The organism is Corynebacterium hansenii (assembly GCF_030408795.1).
GTDB classification, from domain to species: Bacteria; Actinomycetota; Actinomycetes; order Mycobacteriales; family Mycobacteriaceae; genus Corynebacterium; species Corynebacterium hansenii.
Map to the genome: position 1 here is coordinate 1,178,974 of NZ_CP047211.1, position 21,516 is coordinate 1,200,489.

Genomic DNA, 21,516 nt, shown 5'->3' on the forward strand with positions numbered 1-21,516 from the left:
ACCGGGACCCGAATCACACACTTCGAAAGGAAAAACATGCAGACCCAGATCGGATCCGCTTGGCTGCGCCGCTTCGGGCGCGAAGCGGTGCGGGGGGCGACGCCCCTCGTGATCTGCCCCCACGCGGGCGGCGGGGCGGCGGCCTACCGGCCGTTGGCCGCGGCAATCGAGGAAGCGGCGCAGGGGGCGGTGGACGTCATCGCGCTGCAGTACCCGGGCCGCCAGGACCGCATCGCCGACCCCGCCCCGGAGACCATCGGCGGCTACGCGGACGGCGCGCTCGCCGAGCTGCGCCCCCTGCTTTGCGACGGCCCGGCGCCCATCCTGTTCGGCCACAGCATGGGGTCGATGGTCGCCTTCGAGCTGGCGCGCCGCCTCGAGGAGGAGGGGGTCGCCGTGGGGCGCCTGTTCGTCTCCGGTGCCGTGGCGCCGTCGCGGGTGGCCGACCTGCCGCCCCATCCCACCGACGATGAAGGGCTGGCACGCCACCTGGCGGCGCTGCGCGGAACCGGCGGGGACGTGCTGGGCCACCCGGACATCATGCGGCTCGCGCTGCCGGCCCTGCGCGCCGACTACGCGGCCTTCGACCGCTACGAGACGGCCGGGGAGGCGCCGCTGGCCGCCCCCATCAGCGCCTTCGGCGGCGAGGACGACGAACACGTCACGCCCGGCGACCTCTTCGGTTGGTCGGGGCACACCTGCGGCGGCTGCGACGTGCGGCTGTTCCCCGGCGGGCACTTCTACATCGACGACCGCGTCGGGGCCGTCGCCGCCGCCATCGTGGGACTGGTGCGGCCATGAGCTCCATCGTGATCACCGGAATGGGCGTCGCCGCCCCCGGGGGCGTGACCGGGCCGACCTCCCTGTGGCGGATGCTGGAGGCCGGGCGCGACGTGCTCGGCCCCCTGCCCCGGGACCGCGGCTGGCCGTTGGACCTGCTGTTCTCCCTCGGCGACCGGCCCGGCTGGGCGCCGGTGCCCGATTCGGGCGGGTTCCTGGACGATGCCGCGGAGTTCGATGCCGCGTTCTTCGGGGTGGCTCCCCGCGAAGCGCCTGCGCTCGATCCCCAGCAGAGGGTCGGGCTGAGGGTCGCGTGGGAGGCGCTGGAGAACGCCGGATTGAACCCGGCGTCCCTGTCCGGGCAATGGGGCGGCTGCTTCATCGGGGCGTCCTACACCGAATACGGCCCGCGCATCGACGAAGTCAACGAGCTCTCCGGGTTCCGGGGGACCGGCGTGTCCCTCTCCGCGGTGTCGGGGCGGGTGTCGCATGCGCTCGGCCTGCATGGGCCGTCGATGACCGTCGACGCCGCCTGCGCGTCGTCCCTCGCGGCGATTTCCGCGGCCGTCGCCTCCGTCGCGTCGGGGGAGAGCGACTGGGCGCTGGCGGGCGGGGTCTGCGTCATGGGCTCCGCGGCACCCTTCGTCGAATTCTCGGCGAACGGCGCGATTTCGGCGGACGGGCGCTGCCGGCCGTATTCGTCGCGGGCGTCGGGGACCGTGTGGTCGGAGGGGGCGGCCCTGTTCGTGGTGGAACGGGAGGACGCCGCCCGGGCCCGGGGCGCGCGGATCCTGGGCCGGGTGCGGGCGGCCGTGGTCAACCACAACGGCTCCGGTGCCCCGCTCGCGGTGCCTTCCCAGCGGGCCCAGGAGGCGCTGTGCCGCAGGGCGCTTGCCGTGTCCGGCCTGGCCGCGGCGGACATCACGATGATCGAGGGCCATGGCACCGCCACGGCCGTCGGAGATCCCATAGAACTCCGGGCGCTGCACGGCACCTACGGGCAACCGGGCCCGGATGGCGCTCCGCCGGCGTCCATCGGGTCCATCAAGGCCAACCTGGGCCACGCCCAGGCCGCCGCCGGTGGCCTGGGCCTGGCCAAGGTCCTGCTGTCGGGATGGCACGGCCGGATTCCGCGGAGCCCGCACATCGGGGAGCCGACGCGGGCATTGGATTGGGAAGAGACGAGGCTCCGGCCGGCGATGGCATCCGCCGAGTGGCCCGCCCGCGACGGGCGCCGCTGCGCCGTGGCGTCCTCCTTCGGGATGGCGGGGACCAACGCGCAGTTGATCATCGAAATGGACGAACGCGGGGGCGATTCCGCGCCCGGCGACACCGAAGGAGCATCACGATGAACACCGCACACCACGATGGCGCGCCGCCGATGGTCGTCGTCTCGTCGGCGCACCGCGGCGGAGTCGCCCGCGAGGCCGCCGCCATCGCCGCCTTCCTGCGGGAGTCGCCGGACGTCTCCGTCGGCGACGTCGCGGCGGCCCTCGACGCGACCCGCGGGTGGAGGCGCTTCCGCGCCGTCATCGTCGCGGCCGACCGGGCGGAACTGCTCGAGAACCTGGACGCGCTGGCGCAGGGCCGCGCCGCCGGGAAAACCGCGGCCGGCGAAGCCTCCGCCCGAACCATCGCGATGGTGTTCCCGGGACAGGGGTCCCAGCGCCCCGGCATGGGGCTGCTGGCGCACTCCGCGTCGCCCGGGTACCGCGCGACGGTCGCCGAATACGACCTGCTTTTCGACGAGATCTTCGGGTTCCGCCCCGGCAGGTACCTGCTGGAACCCGAACACGGCGACGACATCCGCGTCGTGCAGCCCGCCCTGTTCGTGCACATGATCGGGCTCGCCGAACTCTGGCGCGAGCACGGGGTGGAACCGGACATGACCATCGGGCATAGCCAGGGGGAGATCGCCGCCGCGCGGGTCGCCGGGCTGATCGGGGCGCGCGACGCCGTCAGGGTCGTCGGGTCGCGGGCGCGGCTGGTCCACGACCTCATCGCCGACGGGCGGTTGTCCGCCGACAACGCGATGGCGGTGATCGGCGCGGACCGCGACACCGTCGAGGCGGCCCTGGCCCGGCAGGTCGGATGGGCGGAACTGTCCGTGGTCAACGCTCCGGGCATCCACGCCATCGCCGGAGAGACCCCCGCCATCGACGGCATCGTCGGCGACATGGCCGACCGGGGCGTGTTCGCCCGCCGCATCCGGGTCGACTACCCGGCCCACACTTCGCTCGTCGGCGCCTTCCGGGACGATTTCCTGGGGCTGCTCGATGACCTGGATGAGCCGCGCTTCGATCCGGCGGCGATCCCCTGTTTCGGCGGTGCGCTGGGCGGGCCGATCACCCCCGACCTCGACCCGGCGACGTACTGGTACTGGAACCTGCGCAACCGGGTCCGCTTCGATCTCGCGGTCGAACGGGCCGCCGAAGCCGGCGCCGACGTGTTCATCGAGGCCTCCGAGCATCCCACCCTCCAATTGTCGATCAACGGGATCCTCGCGGGAATCGGCGGGGCCGGCGGCCCGGGCGCCGTCAACATCGGGACGTTGCGCCGGGATGACGGCGACCTCTCCGGCTTCCTCGGGTCCCTCGCCGCCGTCCGCGCGGTGCATCGGGGCCTGGACGCGCCGGACGGGACGCCGCCCGGGGCCGTGCCGTGGGGTTTCCCCGCCACCGTCTGGGAACGGGCGGAGTACTGGGCACCGGGACCGGACGCCACGGTCCCGGGCGGCGGCGTGCCCGCGCGTCCGGCCCCGACTCCGGCCCCGGTTCAGAATCCGTTGACGCGGGCGGGAGAACCGCCGCTCGTTTTCTCGGAACGATGGTCCGCCCTCGGCGAAGGAGAGCTCGCCGCACCGGACTCCCTGTGCATCGTCGGCGCGGATGACGCCTTCCGCGCCGAATTGGCGGCCGCGGCGGCCCGCTTCGGCGACCGGATCGTCGATGAGCCGGCCGCCGCGGGACGCATCCTGGTGATGCCGCCCGACGGCGGGACCGGAGACGAACCGGCGGAGGCCATGGCGGCGTTCCTCGCGGACGTCGCCGATGCCGCGGGCACGGCCGGCGTCGCGTGCCTGGTCACGCGGGGCGGGGAATCCGCCGGAGACGTGGCACCGGGACGGGTCGACGCGGGGCACGCCGCGGCGGCGGCCATGATGCGCTGCATCGGCGCCGCGACCGGCCCGGGACCGATGCGCATCGACGTCGAACCGGACGACGACCCCGCCGAGACCGCCCGATCGGTGATCAGGGCCCTCCACGCCACGGGGGAACCGGAAATCGCCGTCCGGGGCCGGGAGCTTCTGGGACGCCGGTTCGTCCCGATTTCCGCCGGCACGCCCGACGCTCCGCCCACCGTGGTGATCATCGGGGGCACCGGACCCGTCGGCAGGGCCTTCGCGGCCCGGTGCGTCGCCCTCGGGGCCGCCGACGTGGTGCTCGTGTCCCGCAGTGCACCGTCGGCGGCGGTCGCGGCCGAGATCGCCGGGCTGGCGGACGGGGGAACCGCCGCCGTCCGCCACGTGCGCTGCGACGCGACCGATCGGGCGCAGCTCGCCCGGCTGGCCGCGGACCTGGGCTCCGCCGGCCCGCGCCTGATCGTCCACTGCACCGTCGATTACGCCTCCGCCGAATCGGCCGCCGCGGACGACGGTGCCGCGGATGCCGGCGCCTGGCACCGCGCGGACGCCGCCAAGCGGGGATCGCTGGCCGCCGTCGTGGCGGAGCTGGCCCGCCCCGGGGACCGGGTGCTGGCCTGCTCGTCGCTGTCCGCGGGAATCGGGGGTCGGGGCCACGCCGCCTATGCCGCCGTCAACCGGCTCCTCGAAGTCGAGGCGGCCCGGGCCCGCGAAAACGGGGTGGACGCCCTCGCCATCCGGTGGGGCCTGTGGCACGGGGTCGGGGCCGACAACGACGGGGCGATCGGCGAGATCGAGGCCATCGGCCTTCGCCCGATGGACCCGGATGCGGCCGTCGATGCCGCGCTCGGGCTGTTCGGCGGCGATGACGCGATGGCCACGGTCGCCTCGGGCGATTGGCGCAAGGTGGCGGCGGTCCACGCACTCCGGGGAATGCCCGGGCTGTTCGCGCGCATCGCGGGGGCGCCTGCCCCGGAAACACCGGTGAAGGACGGGGAACCGGCGGCGGCCGAAACCGCCCCGGCGCCAGGAGCCTCCGCCGGAGCGGGGGCGATCGCCCGGTCGGTGCTGCTGGAGACCCTCGGGTACGCCGAAGGCGACGACCCCGACCCGACCGTGCCCCTGGTTTCCCTGGGGCTGGACTCGGTCCAGGCCCTCGACGCATGCAACCGCATCACTTCGGCGACGGGTGCGGAGGTGCCGATCGCGGGCATCCTCTCCGGCGCCTCCCTCGACGACGTAGTCGCAATGATGACCGAGAAAGGACGAGATTGATGGACAACGATGACAGGAACGCGACGGAGACGGAGGCCGGCGGGTACCCCGACATGGTGGAATACCCGGCCGACGTCGCGCGCGCCTACCGGGAGGCGGGGTACTGGACCGGGGAGACGCTGCCGGGGTTCATCGGCCGCGTCTGCGCCGAGCACGGCGACGCCCCCTGCGTGACGGACGAATCCGGCACGCTCACCTACCGGCAGTTGATCGAATCGGCGGATCGCGCCGCGCAATGGCTTCGCGAGAGCGGCATCGCCCCGGGGGACCGGGTGTTGATCTACATGCCGAACACCATCGCCTTCGTCGAGGTCTTCTGCGCCATCCTGCGGGTCGGCGCGGTACCGGTGCTGGCGCTGGCCGCCCACGGGCGCGCCGAACTCGTCCACGTCGCACGGCACTCCGGCGCGCGGCTGCTGGTCACGGAGGAGCGGAAGGGCATGACCGACCCCCTGGCCATCGCCGAGACGGTGGCCGGGGAAGTCGGCGATCTCCGCGTCGCGGCCGTCGGCGCGCCCGGGGCGAGGGCGTGGCGGGCGTGCGGAGACGGGGTCGAGGCACCTCATGAGGCGCCGCCGTCCTCGATGGCGCTGATGCTGCTGTCCGGAGGTACCACCGGGGCGCCGAAGCTGATCCCGCGCACGCACGACGACTACCTGTACTCCGTGCGGGAGAGCGTCGACGTGTGCCGGCTGCGCAAGGGCGACGTCATGATGATCGCGTTGCCGTGCACCCACAACTTCACGCTCAGCGCCCCCGGGATCCTCGGCGCGATGCAGGTGGGCGCGGAAATCGTGATGGCCCCGGACCCGTCGCCCGCGACGTGCCTGGAGCTCGTCGGCCGCCACCGAGTCACCCACGTGGCTCTGGTTCCGCCGCTGTTGCTGGCATGGCTCAATTCGCTGGACCTGGCGGGCTCGGACCTGTCCTCGCTGCGGACGGTGTGGGTCGGGGGCGCGAAGCTGTCCGAGGCGGCGGCGCGCCGGGTGACGCCGGAGCTGGGCTGCCGGCTGCAGCAGGTCTTCGGCATGGCCGAGGGGCTGTTGAATTACACCCGCCTCGACGACCCCGACGAGGTCGTGGAAAAGACCCAGGGGCGGCCGGTTTCGCCGGCCGATGAAGTGCTCGTCGTGGACGACGGCGGGGAGCCGGTGCCCGCGGGAACGGAAGGCCATCTGCTGACGCGTGGCCCGTACACCATCCGCGGCTACTACCGGGCCCCCGACCACAACCGCCGCAGCTTCACGGACGACGGCTTCTACCGCACCGGGGACCTGGTGCGGGTGGACGAGCGGGGCAACATCACCGTCACCGGCCGCTCGAAGGACATCATCAATCGGGGAGGGGAGAAGATCGCCCCCGAGCTGGTCGAAAACGGCCTGCTCACGCACCCGGGGGTCCACGACGCCTCGGTGGTCGGCATCCCGGACGAGGTGCTGGGCGAGAAGATCCGGGCGCTGGTCATCCCCCGGTCGCGGGAGGAGGGGCAGTGCCCCACCCCGGCGCAACTGCGAATGCATCTGCGGCGCCACGGGCTGGCCTCGTTCTCGATTCCCGATGTGATCGACCTCGTCGACGAGTTCCCGTTCACCGCGGTGGGAAAGGTGGACAAGGGCAATCAGCGGACCGGCGGCCGGTGACCCGGGCCCGGGTCACCCGCCGCCGAGGCGGAGGAAACCGAGCAGCAGGGCATTGAACGCCTCGGGCCGCTCCAAGTACCCCCAGTGCCCGGTCCGCGGAAGCTCGACGTACCCGCACCGCGGGATGGAGTCGGCGACTTCGCGGACCTGGGCGGGTGGAATCACGGCGTCATCGGCGTAGGCGAGGGCCAGGCAACGCGCCGTGATCCGCCCGTAGGCCTCCCTGCGGTCCCGGCCGTCATCGACCATCGCCTGCAGGCGGGCGCCGTAGCCGGGCGCGGGGGCGTGGCGGACGATGTCCATCCAATCGCGGCACCCGACGTCGTCGAGAAGCGTCGACGCCGACAGGTTGCGGGACACCTCCGCCGCGGCCGCGAACTCGGGGTGTTCCGCCCGCAGCGTGGCATCCGCGTCCGCGGAATGCCGGGACATGGCCAGTTGGGCCGGCGTCTGGCGGGCGTGGCCGGCGGCGAACACCGCCCCGCGCACCAGATCCGGGCGCGACAGGGCGAGTTCCTGGCAGATCCGGGCGCCCAACGACGTGCCCACCACGAAGGCCGGCTGCCCGTGCTCGGACTCGATGATGCCGGCGAGATCCGCGACCATGTCGTCGAGGGTGAAGGGGATGGAGTGGCCGGCGGAGACCCCGGAGCCGCGGTTGTCGAACACGGTGACGCGGTATCCCGCCCGCACCAGCGCCGGCACCTGGTGCAGCTCCCACACGCGCCCGCCGTGCCCGCGGCCCATGACCAGGACGACGGGCGGGCCGTCGCCGCGGGTGCGCACGCCGTGGCCGCCCTCCGGCGGCGCCGCGGCCGTCATCGGCCAGTGCCCCGTTCGTAGGTGAACAGCCTGATCCTGCGGTCGGGCCGGGCGTCGAATTCCCCTTCGTCGCGCCACCCGGCGCCGCGCAGGATCTTGTGGACCACGGTGTTCCGGTAGTCGGGTTCCACCGCGAGCTTTTCGCACTCCGGGTCGCTGCGCAGCATCGCCGGGCCGAGTTCGGCCATGAACCGGCCGAAGATGCCCCGCCCGGTCAGCTCCGGGCGCCCGATCGCGATGTGGTAGCCGAGGTCATGGGGGGATGCCCCGTACAGGACGCCGATTTCGTCCCGCATGGGGCGGTAGACCTCGAGGTACCCGACGTCGCGGTCCTCGTACCGGATGATCGCCGGCATCGAATAGGTGCCGTCGAGCCGCGCGCGTGCGTCCGCGCGCCACCGGTCGGGGCCCCAGTCCTGCTCCCAGGCGGCGACGAGGTGGGGCAGGGCCATCCACCCGGCGATCAGTTCGGGGTCCCCGGAGTCGGGGTCGACTGGCCGGAGCCCGAAGGGGGGCGGCATGTCGGGCAGCGGGGGGCGTTCGGCGAGCACGGCGTCGGCGGGGACTTCGCGGAGCCGGGGCAGGATTGCGGCGGGATCGTTCACTGCGCGGCACCCGAGGTCGCGGGTTCGCCGGTTGCGGAGGCGGCCGCCCATTCCGGGCCGAGCCGGAACACGTCGGTGACCGGGCCGAACTTGGCGGTCGTTTCGGCGGTTTCGTCGGCGGGGACGGAATCGGCGACTATGCCGCCGCCGGCATGCGCGGTCACCCGCCGGCCGCGGAGCAGGGCACCGCGGATGGCGACCCTCCATTCGCCGTCCCCGTTGGCCCGGGACCATCCGACCGCCCCGGCGTAGAAGCCCCGGTCCGGCTCGTGCTTTCGCAGGTAGCGGAGCGCCTCGGCGGCGGGGTGCCCTCCGACGGCGGGCGTCGGGTGCAGCAGTTCCGCGAGCTCGAGGGAGGTGCACGAGGGGTCCCTGAGGATGCCGGAGATCGGGGTGCCGAGGTGCCAGGTGTGCTCGGTCTTCATCAGCGAAGGGCGGTCCGGCACATGGAGTTCCAGGCACAGCGGCGACAGCGCGCGCTTGATCGCGTCGGTAACGACGGCGTGCTCGGCGCGGTCCTTCTGCGAGAGCATCAGCTCCGTGGCGCGGGCATGGTCCTTGACGGGGTCCGCGCACCGGGGCGCCGTTCCGGCGAGGGGATGCGACGAGATGATGGACCCGCGCTTGCGGATGAGCAGTTCCGGGCTGGAACCGACCAAATGGGCCGCATCGGATTCGGGCCCGGAGGGCGTGAGCAGGGCGAGGTACGCGTTGCCGCCGCCCGCGGCGAACGCGTCCGCCAATGCGGCGGGATCGGGGCGGGATTCGAGGTCGAGCACGAGGGCGCGCGACAGCACGAGCTTTTCCGCGTATCCGTCCCTGATCAGGTCCACGGCCTCGCGCACGCGCCGCGTGTGTTCGTTCCTGTCGGGGATTTCCCGCCATCCCGTCACCCGGGGCGGGACCCCCGGTCGGGGCGGTGGGGCGGCCCGGAATGTCTCGGGCGCGAAGAGTGCTGGTGCGTCGCCGTGATGGAACGGTAGCGCGCCGACGATCACCGGACCCCGGCGCCGGCGGAGGAGCCGGATCGCTTCATCGGTGCCGGACGGCACTTCGGCGATGCCTTCGGCGGCCACGCCGCGGCCCTGGGTTCGGAGGAGAAACGAGATCATCGGATTCCTTTGGGATCGGTTGCCGGATGGGGAGCGGACGGATCCGCACGACAGGTAAGGCTAGCCTTAGGTCATATGGTTATTCAAGTATTCGCGGGCGGCCGGACCTTTGCCCGTGGGGGTATGCGCGGGTGCGGCTTGGCGACGCTTCCCATGAGGTGCGCCTATCCTTAGGGCAGTAGCCCACGCTAATTCGCCCGCCCCGGCATCCGGGGCACGGAAGCAAGGAGGACCGGCATGACCGGCAATCCCATTCTCGAACTCGAAGGCGTCGCCATCGCCGCGGGCGACGACGTCATTTGCCGCGACATCGACCTGACGGTCAACGAAGGGGAGAGGCACATCCTGATCGGCCCCAACGGCTCCGGGAAGTCGTCGCTCCTCTGCGGCCTCATGGGGGTGCGGCCGTTCCGCATCGTCGCCGGCACCGCGACGCTGCTGGGCCGCGACCTCGCCGACATGTCCATCGACGAACGGGCCCGCGCGGGAATCGGCATGGCCTTCCAGCGCCCGCCGAGCCTGACCGGCGTCACCGCCCGCCGGCTCGTCCAGACGCTCGACGAGCACGGCGTCGGGGCAGATGCCGAGGACCATCCCTTCATCGCGGACCTGGGCGTGGACCACCTGCTGGACCGCGAAGTCAACCGCGGGTTCTCCGGCGGCGAAGTCAAGCGGTGGGAGGTCGCCAAGCTCGGGGTCCAGGGCCCGTCGCTGTGCCTCTTCGACGAACCGGAATCCGGGGTCGACCTGGAGCAGGTCGGCATCGTCGCCGAGGTCATCGATGACCTCCTGTCGAAGCCCGACGCCGGGGGCCGGGACCGTGCGGCGATCATCATCACGCACACGGGCTTCATCCTCGACGGCGTCGAGGCGACTACCGCGCACCTGATGATCGACGGGCGCATCGTCGAGTCGGGCGACGCACACGAAATGTTCGAACGAATTCGCCGCGACGGCTACGCGCCGGCGCGCGCCTGATCCGGCACCGCCGGAGCAACGAAAGGAATCGCGATCATGAGCACCGATCTCAGCGCCAACAGGGTGCCGCTCGGCGCCGCCACGGCCACCCCCGAACTGCTCTCGCCGGTCGGCTGGGCGCCGGAGGAGACCCGTTCCAGCACGAGCATCATCGTGGACCACGCCCACGGGACGCTCGACGTCAACGACGACGGCGTCGTCGTCATGCCCCTGTCCCGCGCCCTCGTGGAATACCCGTGGGTGCAGGACCTGATGTTCAGCCTGGTCTCCCCCGACGAGGACGAGGTGCTGCGGCGCGCGTTCGAGTCGACCCGGGAGCCGCTGGGCACGTTCACCTGGGTGCGCCCCGGCGCCACGGTGGACCTGCCGTCGCAGTCGTTCTGCGTGATGACGGTCCCGCAGGAGCGCCAGTTCATCCACGACGTCACCGTCATCGGGGAGGGGGCCGTCGTGGACATGGTGTCCGGCGCGGCCGTCGCCCCGGCGCTGACCCGCGGCCACCACGTGTCGCTGTCCGAGACGTTCATCGGCGACGGCGCGCAGGTCCGTTCCGTCGACGTCGACCGCTGGGGCTCGGACATGGACGTGACGTCCTATGCCCGCACCAAGATCGGCGAGAATGCGTCGGCCAGCAGCGTGTCCGTCGCGGTGTGGCCGCTGCGCCGCTGCCGCTCGGACTCCCGCACCGAGGTGGGCGCCGGTTCATCGTGCGTGAACCATTCGATCATCCTGGCCACGGGCGGGTCGGAGCGCGTCCTCGACACGGCCATCACCCTCGCCGGCCCGGAGGCCCGAGCCGAGCAGGTGTCCCGCATGGTTTCCGACGGCGGCACGATCCGCAACCACAACGTCCTCCAGGCGACCAGCGGCGACACCCGCGGGTTCCTCGAGTGCGACGGCCTGATGCTGCGGGCCGGCGGCCGGGTCGAGTCCATTCCGGCGCTCGACGCCGGGGTGGCGCGGGCGCAGTTGTCCCACGAGGCGTCGGTCGGCATGATCGACGACGAGAAGATGGATTACCTCATGTCCACCGGCCTGACGGAGTCCGAGTCCCGCGACCTCATCGTCCAGGGGTTCCTGAACCTGGACGATGAACGGATCCCGTCGTCGATCCGGAAGACCGTCCAGGGGCTGGTCGAAGCCGCCCGCGGCGCCGAGAACATGTAGGCGCGCGGCGGGCGCCGGCCCGCTAGTCCTCGAGCAGCGCGATGAGCTGCTCGCGGACCACCCACCGGCGGCGCTGCGAACGTTCCGGGCCGGCGACGCCGTCGGAGACGCGGATGCACGCGGCCTCGATGTCGACGGTGCCCAGCTGCTTGCCGTCGGTGGTGGTGATGACGTGCCCGCCGTAGTACTCGTCGGGTTCGATGGCGTCGGCGGGGTGGCCCTGGCGGTCGAGCTCGTCGATGATCAGGTCCAGCACCGAGCGCTTCTGGCCGGCGCGGGGCAGGCCGGCCGCGAGCGCGTCGCGGGTGATCTCCAGGTGGCCGAGGTGCTGGGCGCACTCGTTGTAGACGTGCACCATCACGCCGCCGATCGTCGGCAGCCACCAGCGCTCCTTGTCGGTCGGGGGAGCGGCGGGCGGGTCCTGCGGGTCGGCGTCGCGGAGCTTCTCCAGCGCGGCGACGATGACCTCGCGCTGCGCGGCGTGGCGCTCCATCTCCTCGGCGACGGGGCCGGAGGCCGAGAACTCGTCGCTGCGGTCGCGGACGTCCTCGTTGCCCAGGCACACGTGGTCGAGCCAGTATCTGGCCGACCCGCCGACGTGGCGCAGCAGCACCAGCGGCGAGTTCACGCCGGGGATGTCCGGGCGGGCGTTCGCCTGCTCGTCGTCCATGCCGCCGACGATCGCGGCCATCGCGTCGAATGCCGTGAGAATGTGGGATTCCAGGGGGCGGGCGGGGTTCTGCGTGTTCATGCACCCACCATAGCCGTGATCGATCTCACAGGGCAGGCTTTGCGACGCCGCCGGGCGTCACCGTTCGCCCTGCCCCGGCCCCGCATCGCCGCCCGCGGGACCGCCGGGGTTGATCAGGCCCGCGCGCATCATCGCGTCCTCGAAGGGGCCGTCGACGACGACGGACGGCTTGCCGCCGGGGCCGTCCGGGCCGCGGACGTTCTGCACGAGCGGCCCGTCGCTGAATCCGCTTCCCGACGCCACCGACGACACCTCCGGGTCATGGATGTAATACAGCCCCCCGAACCCCGTCTCGTCGCCGAAGCGGTCCAGGAAATCGAAGAGCATGCCCACGCCCTTCAGCGAGTCCTCGTCGATGAGCGGCACCCCGACCAGGGAACCCCGGCGCGGGGCGACGGCGAGCACGCCCTCGCCGACGGCGGGCACGCCGGCCCGCTCGGCGATCCGCGCCGGCAGCGACGGCAGCTGCGAGGAGACGAAGAAGTGGTCCCCCTCCAGCAGCCACATCGGCCCTCCGCCCTCGACGTCGACGGAGCTGAGGTCCGACGGCTCGACTTCGGTGTTCTTCCGGGCGGCCGCGAAGAGCAGCTCCAGGTCGCGGCCCTCGAGGTGGGCGTCGGTCAGCGTGGTGACGTGGGTGGGGGAATCCCTGCACATCACCTCCACGAGCGGGCCGATGCGGCGGGAGTAGGAGAACGTGCCGTCGCGGGTCTCGTCGGCCATCCCGTCGAAAAGCCGGGACCGCAGGGAATGCATCAGCTCGACGTCGTCCGAGGGGATCTCGTCGAGCCGATCCTCCGCCGCGGGGGCGGGTTCGGGGGTGTCCCGGGGACCGGTGTGGCTGCGTCGGCTGAACATGGGGCCAACCTAGCAGCGGTGTTCGATACTCTGGGGAAAATGCCGTCGTCCGGGCGGAAAACGCCCGGCGGGAGCCCCGGGAGGCCCCAATGTCCGTCGAGCTCGACGAAATCCGCGAATTCCTGCGCCAGACCCCGCCGTTTTCGGAGCTGCCGGAGGACGAGCTCAACGCGCTTCCCCGTCGGCTGACCATGCGCTACGCGCGGCGCGGGCAGGAGATCATCGCGGCCGGGCGCAGCAGCGACGCGCTGTACGTGGTCCGCTCCGGCCTCGTCGACGTCTTCGACGCCTCCGGCACGCTGCTCGACCGCCGCGACGACGGCGCCGCGATGGGCTACTCCACGATGCTGTCCCACGAGCCGTCGCTGTACACCATGACGGCGGTGGAGGACACCCTGCTGCTGGTGTTCCCGGAGGAGGTCTTCGACGACCTGATGGGCCGCTACCCCCAGGTCAGCCGCCACTTCGGCGGAGAGAACGCCCGCATCCGCGCGGTGGCCTCCGACCTGCGCAGCTCCGCGTCCTCCGATGCGCTGCGCACCCGCGTCGCCGACCTCATGGCCGGCCCGCCCGTGCACATCGGCTCCGGCGCCACCATCGGCGACGGGGCGAAGCTGATGACCGAGCGCAACGTCTCCTCGCTGCTCATCATCGACGACGGCGACCTGACCGGCATCCTCACCGACCGCGATCTGCGGCGGCGGGTGCTCGCCGCCGGCCACGGCCCGGACATCGCCATCGCCGACGCGATGACGCCCAACCCCGTCACCGTGGACCCCTCCATGCTGGCGTTCGAGGCCATGCTGCTCATGGCGGAGCGCGGCTACCACCACCTGCCGGTGTCCGACGACTCCGGCGTGGTGGGCATGATCGTCATCGGCGACCTGTTGCGCACGCTGCACACCGACCCGGTGTACGCCACGGCGACCCTGGCTCGGAAGAAGACGGTCGCCGAGATCGCCGAGGTCGCCGCGAACTCCCGGCGGGTGGTCAGCCGCTTCGTCGACCGCGGCGTCTCCGCCGACGAGATCTCCCGCCTGCTCACCGTCACCGCCGACGCCGTCACCCGGCGCCTGCTGGACATGGCGGAGGACGAATTCGGCGCCCCGCCGGTGCCGTACTCCTTCGTCGTGCTCGGTTCGCAGGGGCGCCGCGAGATGGGCATGGCGTCCGACCAGGACAACGCCCTGATCATCGACGACTCCTACGACGAAGCCACCCACGGCGAGTACTTCCGGAACATCTCCGAGTTCGTCTGCGGCGCACTGGCGGAGTGCGGCTACCCGCTGTGCCCCGGCGACATGATGGCCTCCAACCCGGACTGGCGCATGAGCCTGTCGCGGTGGAAGACGGTGTTCCACCAGTGGATCACCCGGCCCGACCCGGATGCGCTGCTGCACGCGCAGACCTTCTTCGACATCCGCGGCATCCACGGCGAAGACGAGCTGGTCGAGGAGCTGCGCGCGACCTACGTGCCCATCGCGGAAGGCTCCAAGCGCCTGCATGCCCACCTGGCCAAGCTCGCCGCCCACAGGGAACCGCCGCTGGGCTTCTTCCGGGGCCTGGTGCTGGAAAAGGGCGGCAGCCACGAGAACACCCTGGACATCAAGAAGGGCGGCCTGGCCACCGTCGTGCAGATGGCCCGGCTGTTCGCCGTCGCCTCCGGGCTGCCGCAAATCGGCACCCGCGAACGCCTCAACGCCGCCGTCGGCGCCGGCGCGGTCAGCCGGCAGGGAGCCGACGACCTGCGCGACGCCTTCGACTTCCTGGCCACCGTCCAGCTCGGCCACCAGCGCGCGGCCGTCAACGCGGGCGGCGAGCCGGACAACCACGTCAACCCGAAGGAGCTCTCCCGCCTCGAGCGCGAGCACCTGCGCGACGCCTTCGGCGTGATCCGCCGTCTCCAGCAGTCGCTGGCGACGAAGTACCCCATCAGTCAGATGTCGTGACGGGGCGGGCGACATGGGAATCTTCGATTCGATGCTCGGCGGTGGCCGTCGCAAGGCGACGGGCGCATTGGCCGAGTTCTACGCCGCACCCACCCGCGACGACCGCTGGCTGGCGGTCGACGTGGAGACCACGGGGTTGGACCCGAACAAGGACCGCCTGCTGTCCATCGGCTGGGTGCCGGTCGACGGCGACGAGATCATCCTCGGCGGCGCCGGCCACGTCATCCTGCGCGGCGCGGAGGGGGAGGCGTCCGTCGGCGCGTCGGCCACGCTGCACGGGCTCACCGACGACGACGTCGCCGCGGGCGTTGAGCCGCGGGAAGCCATGGAAATGGTGCTCCGCGCGCTGGCGGGGCGGAAGCTGCTGGCGCACTTCGCCAAGCTGGAGACGGGGTTCCTGGACAGGGCCTGCCGCAAGCATTTCGGCGCGGGCCTCAAGGTCGACGTCGCCGACACCATGCAGCGCGAATACCTGAAATACCAGGCCGCGGACCGCGAACCCCGGCGCGACGAGCTGCGCCTGTGGACGTGCCGCGAACGCTACGGGCTGCCGCCGTACAAGGCCCACCACGCGCTCACCGACGCCCTGGCGGGGGCGGAGCTGTGGCTGGCGCAGAACGCCGCGGGCCTGCCGAGGTAGTCGCGGGGGAGCCGCGGGGAGGCGCGGGGGTGCCCGGGAAAGTGGGGCCGATCACGCCCGCGCGCGGGGCGCCATGTAACCTGTCCCGCATGCGTATTGCTCGAATCGCCCACCCCGAGGGCATGTGCTTCGCGCTCGTCGAGGGCGAAGATGACGGTGTCCAGCTGCACGAAATCGAAGGCCACCCGTTCGGCGAGGTGACCAAGACCGGCCGCTCGTGGCCGCTCGCCGACGTGCGCCTGCTCGCGCCGATGCTGCCGTCGAAGGTGGTCGCCATCGGCCGCAACTACGCGGACCACGTCAAGGAGGTCTTCAAGACCTCCGGCGAGTCGCTGCCGCCGACGATGTTCCTCAAGCCGCCGACGGCCGTCATCGGCCCCGAGGCCCCCATCCGCATCCCGGACTTCGCCACGAAGGTGGAGTTCGAGGGCGAGCTGGCCATCGTGATCGGCAAGCCGTGCAAGAACGTCAAGGCCGCCGACGCCGAGTCGGTCATCTTCGGCTACACCATCGTCAACGACGTTTCGTCGCGCGACCTGCAGTTCGCCGACGGCCAGTGGGCGCGCGCGAAGGGCATCGACACCTTCTGCCCGCTGGGCCCGTGGATCCAGACCGAGCTGGACTACGAGGACCTGCCGATCAAGGCGCACCTGACGCAGAACGGCACCACCGAGACCAAGCAGGACTCGAACTCCAACCAGATGATCATGTCGATCCCGGAGATCATCGAGTTCCTCACCGCGTCGATCACCCTGCTGCCGGGCGACGTCATCTGCACCGGCTCCCCGGCCGGCACCGCCGCGATGTTCCCGGGCGACCGCATCGAGATCGAGATCCCGGGCATCGGCCGCCTGGCCAACCCGGTCGAGCGCGCGTAACTTCCCGCTTCACGACGAACCCCTCCCGGACCTTCGAGGTCGGGGAGGGGTTTTCGCGCGTCAGAGCCCGAAGGCGCGCAGGACGGTGCGCAGCTTCGCCGTGGTCTCGGCGAGTTCTTCCTCGGGGTTGGAATCGGCGACGATGCCGCCGCCGGCCCACAGGCGGGCGTCGGTGCCGGCGGAGTCGATTTCGGCGCAGCGGATGGACACGACGAATTCGCCGTCGCCGTCGGAGTCGCACCAGCCGACGCAGCCGGCGTAGAAGCCGCGGTCGGATTCGACGGCCTCGATGACGCTCATGGCCGATTCGGTGGGGGTGCCGCAGATGGCCGGGGTGGGGTGGACCAGCAGCGCCAGGTCGAGCGCGGAGATGACGGGGTCCTTAAGCTCGCCGCGGATGAAGGTGCCCAGGTGCCACATCTCGGAGGTGCTCAGCAGCTGCGGTTCGAGGGGGACGTCGAGGTGCGAGCACAGCGGGTCGAGGTTGTCGGCGATGTCGTCGACGACGAACTCGTGCTCCTCGTTGTTCTTGCGCGAGGCCGTGAGTTTCGCGGCGGCGGCCTCGTCGGCGGCGCGATCGCGGGAACGGGGCGCGGAGCCGGCCAGGGGGAAGGCCTCGACGATGCGCCCGCGGCGGCGGACCAGCATCTCGGGGGAGGAGCCCACCAGCATCCGTCCGGTGAAGCGCCCGCCGGCGGGGCCCAGGTCGACGACGAAGCCGTCGCGGTTGGGCGATTGGTCGATGAGCCGGGCGGACAGCTGCAGCGGGTCGATGGCCGGGTCGATGGCCAGGTCGATGGCGCGGGCGAGGACGATCTTCTCCAGCCCGGAGACCTTGATGGTGCGGATGGCGGCGTCGATGCGCTCGAGGTGCTCCTCGGGCGCGGGGTCGTGGCCCAGGATCCGCGCCTTCATCTGCGGCGCGTTCCACCGGTAGTGGGCGGGCGGCTCCAGCGGCTGTTCGGAGCGGATGATGTCGCGCGGGACGGTCAGCGCGGCGGGATGTTCCGGATTGAACGGGATGGCGCCGACGACCATCTGGTGCTCGCCGCGGCGCAGCCGCTCGGCGGCCAGCCACGGGTCGGTGTAGGTGGCCAGCGCCCCCTGGGTGCGCACGGAGCCGTGGCTGCGGGAGAGCAGGAAATCGGGGGCCGTGGCGGGGCGGCCGTTGAAGGGGCCTCGTCGGCCGCGGACGCATTCGTCGCCTTCCGAGGTCATCGGACCCGTTCACCGCCTTCCCGCACTTGACCTTGCGGGATGCCGGAAATGGGCTCGTGAGTGCCGTGCACTGCCCCGGCCGATCCGGCATCCCGGGCGTATCCAGATGATACCCAGCCGATGTCCGAGAACCGATTCGCCCCGGAAACCTCCACGTCAGCGGCATTCATGGCCGGCTCATCCCCTTCCGGCGAACGGCATTCCCGCGGCGGTGACCGTCAGCTGGTCGACGACCGCGGTCGGGGGCAGCGATGCGGCGTAGACGAACGCGCGGGCGGCTTCCGCGGCGGGGAACGTCGGTTCGGCGATGCGGGAGCCGTCGGCCTGCAGCGCCCCCGTCGACGCGCCGAATCCGGCGAGCAGCCCCGTGGCGGCGTTGCCGATGTCGATGCGCGTGGCGGTGATCCCGTGGGGCCTGCCGTCGAGGGAGGTCACGGCGGCCAGCCCGGCCAGGCCCGCCTTCGATGCGGCGTAGGGGGCCGAGTGGGGGCGCGGGGTCTGCGCGGCGATGGAGCCGTTGAAGATGATCCGCCCGCCGGCCGGCTCCTGCGCCGCCATGGCGCGGAACGCCGCGCGCGCCGTGAGGAACGCGCCCGTCAGGTTGACGGCGACGGTGTCGCGGAAACCGTCGGCGCCGACGTCGCCCAGCGGGGCCGTCGGGCCGGGCACCCCGGCGTTGACCACGGCGAGGTCCAGCCTGCCGAAGTCGGCGTCGATGCCCTCGAACAGCTCCTCGACGTCGCCCTCGTCGGTGACGTCGCAGCGCGCCCAGCTGAGGCGTTCCGGGTCGGCCGCGCACACCCCGGCGAGAGGTTCCGGCGTGCGGCCGCAGATGCGCACCGTCCACCCGTCGGCGGCGAGCGCGCGGGCCACTTCGGCGCCGATGCCGGCCCCGCCACCGGTCACCAGGGCGAAGCGGGGAACCCCGTCGTCGCCGCCATCCGTGACTGCCTTGGCCTGGTTCATGACTCGAATTGTGGCATGCGCCACTACTCTGGCCTCCATGACCCCCGCCGATCACGTGGCCCGGACCGATCATGTGGCCAATTGCTCCATTCTCTTTCCCGGCCGCACTCCCGCCGAAGCCGCCCGCGCCGCCGCGGATGCGGGATACCGCGACGTCGAGTTCTGGTGGCCCTTCCCGGTGGAGGAGCCGTCGCAAAGCGACGTCGACGGGTTCGCCGAGGCGCTGCGCTCCGCGGGCGTGCGCCTCATCGCGGTCAATCTGTGGGGCGGCGACATGGCGGCCGGCGAGCGCGGGGTCCTGCACGAAAGGATGCTTGCCGACGGCCACCTGGAGGCCGTTCACCGCCTGCGCGAGCTGACGGGCGTGTCCATGGGCAATCTGCTCCCCGGCGCGGGCGGGCCCGGGGTGTCGGAGGCGCAGCGTCGCCATCTGCGTGAGACGGTCGCCGCGCTGCCGGGCTTCACCCCGCTCATCGAGCCGTTGTCCGGCAACCCGGACCTGCCGGTGCGCGACCCGTGGACGGCGGTGGAGCTGTGCCGCGAGACCGGGGCGGGTCTGCTGCTGGACTTCTTCCACCTTGCGGAACTCGGCGTCGACGTCGGGGCGTGGCTCGACGACGTCGCGGCGGGGGAGCAGCCGCTGCCGCACCACGTGCAGATCGCGGATTCCCCCGGCCGGGGCGCACCGGGCACCGGGGAGGCGCCCATCGGCGAGTGGCTCGGCCGGCTGCGCGAACTCGGCTACGCCGGCCGCGTCGCCGACGAATGGGTGGGGGAGCGGCGCCCCGGCGCATGAGTCCCGCGCATGCCCGGTGGGGCATGTGTCCGAAGACACTCGCCGTGCCGATGACCGACGTGTTTCGCGCCAATAGAATCGGCGGCATGAAAACCAACGAAAGCAACGCCGACCGCATCATCCGCTTCGTCATCGCCATCATCGCCGCCGTCGTGGCCTGGAAGACCGCCGGCGCCATCTCCGTCATCGCCTGGATCGTCGCGGCCATCATGGCCCTGACCGCCATCGTCGGGTTCTGCCCGCTCTACCGCGTGTTCGGGATCTCCACCTGCAAGGTGCGCCACTAGCCCGCCCCGGCGCCGGTTGGCGGTGAGACCGCAGGCCGGGGCGGGTATCGTCGTCAAGCATGTCTGATGTTCGCGTCCGCTTCTGCCCCTCACCGACCGGCACACCCCACGTCGGTCTGATCCGCACCGCCCTGTTCAACTGGGCCTACGCCCGCCACACCGGCGGCAAGCTCGTGTTCCGCATCGAGGACACCGATGCCGCGCGCGACTCCGAAGAGTCTTACCAGGCCATCATCGACGCCCTGACGTGGCTCGGCCTCGACTGGGACGAGGGCATCGACGTCGGCGGGCCGCACGGCCCGTACCGGCAGTCGCGGCGCAAGGACATCTACGCGGACGTCCTGGCCAAGCTCATCGAGTCCGGCGAGGCCTACGAGTCCTTCTCCACCCCGGAGGAGACCGAGGCCCGCCACCGCGCCGCCGGCCGCGACCCGAAGCTCGGCTACGACAACCACGACCGCACCCTCACCGACGAGGAGAAGGACGCGTTCCGCGCGGAGGGCCGCAAGCCCGTCATCCGCCTGCGCATGCCCGACGAGGACATCGCCTTCGACGACCTCGTCCGCGGCCGCGTCGAGTTCAAGGCCGGCGCCGTCTCCGACTTCGTCATCGCCCGCTCCACCGGCGAGCCGCTGTACACCCTGGTCAACCCGGTCGACGACGCGCTGATGGAGATCACCCACGTCCTGCGCGGCGAGGACCTGCTGCCGTCGACGCCGCGCCAGATCGCCCTGTACCGCGCCCTGGAGCGCATCGGCATCGGCTCCGGCGCCCCGAAGTTCGGGCACCTGCCGTTCGTCATGGGCGAGGGCAACAAGAAGCTGTCCAAGCGCGACCCCGAGTCGGACCTGTTCATCCACCGCGACAACGGCTTCCTGCCCGAGGGCCTGCTCAACTACCTGGCTCTGCTGGGCTGGTCGATCTCGGCGGACAACGAGGTCTTCACCATGGACGAGATGGTGGCCGCGTTCGACGTCGCCGACGTCAACTCCAACCCCGCCCGCTTCGACCAGAAGAAGGCCGACGCGATCAACGCCGAGCACATCCGCCGCCTCGAGCCGGAGGACTTCGCGGCCCGCCTGCGCACCTACCTGGCCGAGACCCGCGAATGGCCCGTGGACTTCTCCGCGAAGGACTTCGCGTTCCTCGCCGATCTGGTGCAGACCCGCATCAAGACCCTGGGCGAGGCGTGGGACCTGGTGAAGTTCCTGGTGGTCTCCGACGACGAGTTCGAGCTCGACGAGCGCTCGGCCCGCCGCAACCTCAAGGAGGATGCCGTGGCGGCGCTCGACGCCGCCATCGCGGCGGTCGAGGGGCTTGGCGACGGCGAGTTCACCACGCCCGCCATCGAGGCCGCCCTGCAGAAGGCGCTCATCGAGGATCTGGAGCTCAAGCCCCGCAAGGCCTTCGGCCCGATCCGCGTCGCCGTGACCGGCGCCCAGGTGTCGCCGCCGCTGTTCGAGTCCATGGAGCTGCTCGGCCGCGAGAAGTCGCTCGCCCGCCTCAAGGCCGCCCGCGAGGTCACCCCCTGGCAGGCCGACGCGACGCAATAATCGCCGTGACCTGGGGATTTGTGTGCTTCCGGGAACTCTGGCTATATTAGTCCTCGTTGCAACGGCAGCCGGTCGCAAGGCCGGGAGCCGGAAGCGCAA

At 71.9% G+C, this 21,516-nt stretch carries 19 protein-coding genes; 12 read left to right on the forward strand and 7 right to left on the reverse strand.

Annotated elements, in window-relative coordinates; all coding sequences use genetic code 11:
* Window positions 1-36: 36 nt before the first annotated feature.
* The 4 genes from CHAN_RS05165 to CHAN_RS05180 are packed head-to-tail and all read left to right on the forward strand — an operon-like array spanning window position 37 to window position 6,837.
* Window positions 37-801 carry a thioesterase II family protein gene (locus CHAN_RS05165; RefSeq protein ID WP_290292542.1) on the forward strand — a complete coding sequence of 255 codons (765 nt, stop codon included), beginning with the start codon at window positions 37-39 and terminating at the stop codon, window positions 799-801.
* The gene (locus tag CHAN_RS05170; protein ID WP_290292545.1) at window positions 798-2,132 is read left to right on the forward strand and encodes a beta-ketoacyl [acyl carrier protein] synthase domain-containing protein; all 1,335 of its coding nucleotides are present in this window, start codon (window positions 798-800) and stop codon (window positions 2,130-2,132) included. Before CHAN_RS05165 ends, CHAN_RS05170 begins: the two co-directional genes overlap by 4 nt.
* Window positions 2,129-5,197, forward strand: a complete 3,069-nt coding sequence (locus tag CHAN_RS05175) for an acyltransferase domain-containing protein (protein WP_290292548.1) — start codon at window positions 2,129-2,131, stop codon at window positions 5,195-5,197. The genes CHAN_RS05170 and CHAN_RS05175 overlap by 4 nt, the downstream gene beginning before the upstream one ends.
* Entirely contained in the window at window positions 5,197-6,837 is a 1,641-nt protein-coding gene (locus CHAN_RS05180) for a (2,3-dihydroxybenzoyl)adenylate synthase (protein ID WP_377748519.1), read from the forward strand. Before CHAN_RS05175 ends, CHAN_RS05180 begins: the two co-directional genes overlap by 1 nt.
* 12 nt (window positions 6,838-6,849) lie before the next feature.
* Here the strand turns inward: CHAN_RS05180 and CHAN_RS05185 are convergent, their stop codons facing one another.
* Genes CHAN_RS05185 through CHAN_RS05195 form a run of 3 tightly spaced genes read right to left on the reverse strand, consistent with a single transcriptional unit; the run spans window position 6,850 to window position 9,376 of the window.
* Window positions 6,850-7,659, reverse strand: a complete 810-nt coding sequence (locus CHAN_RS05185; RefSeq protein ID WP_290292551.1) for an alpha/beta fold hydrolase — start codon at window positions 7,657-7,659, stop codon at window positions 6,850-6,852.
* Entirely contained in the window at window positions 7,656-8,264 is a 609-nt protein-coding gene (locus CHAN_RS05190; RefSeq protein WP_052054479.1) for a GNAT family N-acetyltransferase, read from the reverse strand. Before CHAN_RS05190 ends, CHAN_RS05185 begins: the two co-directional genes overlap by 4 nt.
* Entirely contained in the window at window positions 8,261-9,376 is a 1,116-nt protein-coding gene (locus CHAN_RS05195) for an isochorismate synthase (protein ID WP_290292554.1), read from the reverse strand. The genes CHAN_RS05190 and CHAN_RS05195 overlap by 4 nt, the downstream gene beginning before the upstream one ends.
* Window positions 9,377-9,613: 237 nt before the next feature.
* Between CHAN_RS05195 and CHAN_RS05200 the strand changes: the two genes are divergently transcribed.
* A complete protein-coding gene (locus tag CHAN_RS05200; protein WP_290292557.1) occupies window positions 9,614-10,354 on the forward strand; it encodes an ATP-binding cassette domain-containing protein in 741 nt (246 codons plus the stop codon).
* Window positions 10,355-10,390: 36 nt separating this feature from the next.
* Entirely contained in the window at window positions 10,391-11,521 is a 1,131-nt protein-coding gene (locus CHAN_RS05205; RefSeq protein WP_035123823.1) for a SufD family Fe-S cluster assembly protein, read from the forward strand.
* A gap of 22 nt (window positions 11,522-11,543) precedes the next feature.
* On the opposite strand, the gene CHAN_RS05210 is transcribed toward CHAN_RS05205, so the two are convergent.
* On the reverse strand, window positions 11,544-12,272 hold the full coding sequence (locus CHAN_RS05210) for a mycothiol transferase (protein ID WP_065421498.1): 729 nt from the start codon (window positions 12,270-12,272) through the stop codon (window positions 11,544-11,546).
* Window positions 12,273-12,329: 57 nt separating this feature from the next.
* Window positions 12,330-13,130 carry a hypothetical protein gene (locus CHAN_RS05215; RefSeq protein WP_290292561.1) on the reverse strand — a complete coding sequence of 267 codons (801 nt, stop codon included), beginning with the start codon at window positions 13,128-13,130 and terminating at the stop codon, window positions 12,330-12,332.
* Window positions 13,131-13,219: 89 nt separating this feature from the next.
* Here CHAN_RS05215 and CHAN_RS05220 point away from each other — a divergent pair, with 89 nt between their 5' ends.
* The 3 genes from CHAN_RS05220 (at window position 13,220) to CHAN_RS05230 (ending at window position 16,597) form a co-directional block, all read left to right on the forward strand.
* Window positions 13,220-15,079, forward strand: a complete 1,860-nt coding sequence (locus CHAN_RS05220; protein ID WP_290292564.1) for a DUF294 nucleotidyltransferase-like domain-containing protein — start codon at window positions 13,220-13,222, stop codon at window positions 15,077-15,079.
* A gap of 13 nt (window positions 15,080-15,092) precedes the next feature.
* Window positions 15,093-15,719 (forward strand): exonuclease domain-containing protein, encoded by a 627-nt coding sequence (locus CHAN_RS05225; RefSeq protein WP_377748518.1) that lies wholly within the window; start codon window positions 15,093-15,095, stop codon window positions 15,717-15,719.
* 89 nt (window positions 15,720-15,808) lie between these two features.
* Entirely contained in the window at window positions 15,809-16,597 is a 789-nt protein-coding gene (locus CHAN_RS05230; protein ID WP_048742340.1) for a fumarylacetoacetate hydrolase family protein, read from the forward strand.
* A 60-nt stretch (window positions 16,598-16,657) separates the two neighbouring features.
* Here CHAN_RS05230 and CHAN_RS05235 read toward each other — a convergent pair whose 3' ends face one another.
* Window positions 16,658-17,815 (reverse strand): isochorismate synthase, encoded by a 1,158-nt coding sequence (locus CHAN_RS05235; RefSeq protein ID WP_048742342.1) that lies wholly within the window; start codon window positions 17,813-17,815, stop codon window positions 16,658-16,660.
* A gap of 177 nt (window positions 17,816-17,992) precedes the next feature.
* The gene (locus CHAN_RS05240) at window positions 17,993-18,781 is read right to left on the reverse strand and encodes an SDR family oxidoreductase (RefSeq protein ID WP_290292571.1); all 789 of its coding nucleotides are present in this window, start codon (window positions 18,779-18,781) and stop codon (window positions 17,993-17,995) included.
* Window positions 18,782-18,818: 37 nt separating this feature from the next.
* On the opposite strand from CHAN_RS05240, the gene CHAN_RS05245 reads away from it, so the two are divergent.
* The 3 genes from CHAN_RS05245 (at window position 18,819) to gltX (ending at window position 21,417) form a co-directional block, all read left to right on the forward strand.
* Window positions 18,819-19,577 carry a TIM barrel protein gene (locus CHAN_RS05245; RefSeq protein ID WP_290292573.1) on the forward strand — a complete coding sequence of 253 codons (759 nt, stop codon included), beginning with the start codon at window positions 18,819-18,821 and terminating at the stop codon, window positions 19,575-19,577.
* Between the two features lie 86 nt (window positions 19,578-19,663).
* A complete protein-coding gene (locus CHAN_RS05250) occupies window positions 19,664-19,864 on the forward strand; it encodes a YgaP family membrane protein (RefSeq protein WP_290292575.1) in 201 nt (66 codons plus the stop codon).
* Window positions 19,865-19,923: 59 nt separating this feature from the next.
* On the forward strand, window positions 19,924-21,417 hold the full coding sequence (gene gltX / locus CHAN_RS05255) for a glutamate--tRNA ligase (protein ID WP_290292577.1): 1,494 nt from the start codon (window positions 19,924-19,926) through the stop codon (window positions 21,415-21,417).
* The last annotated feature ends 99 nt before the right edge of the window (window positions 21,418-21,516 follow it).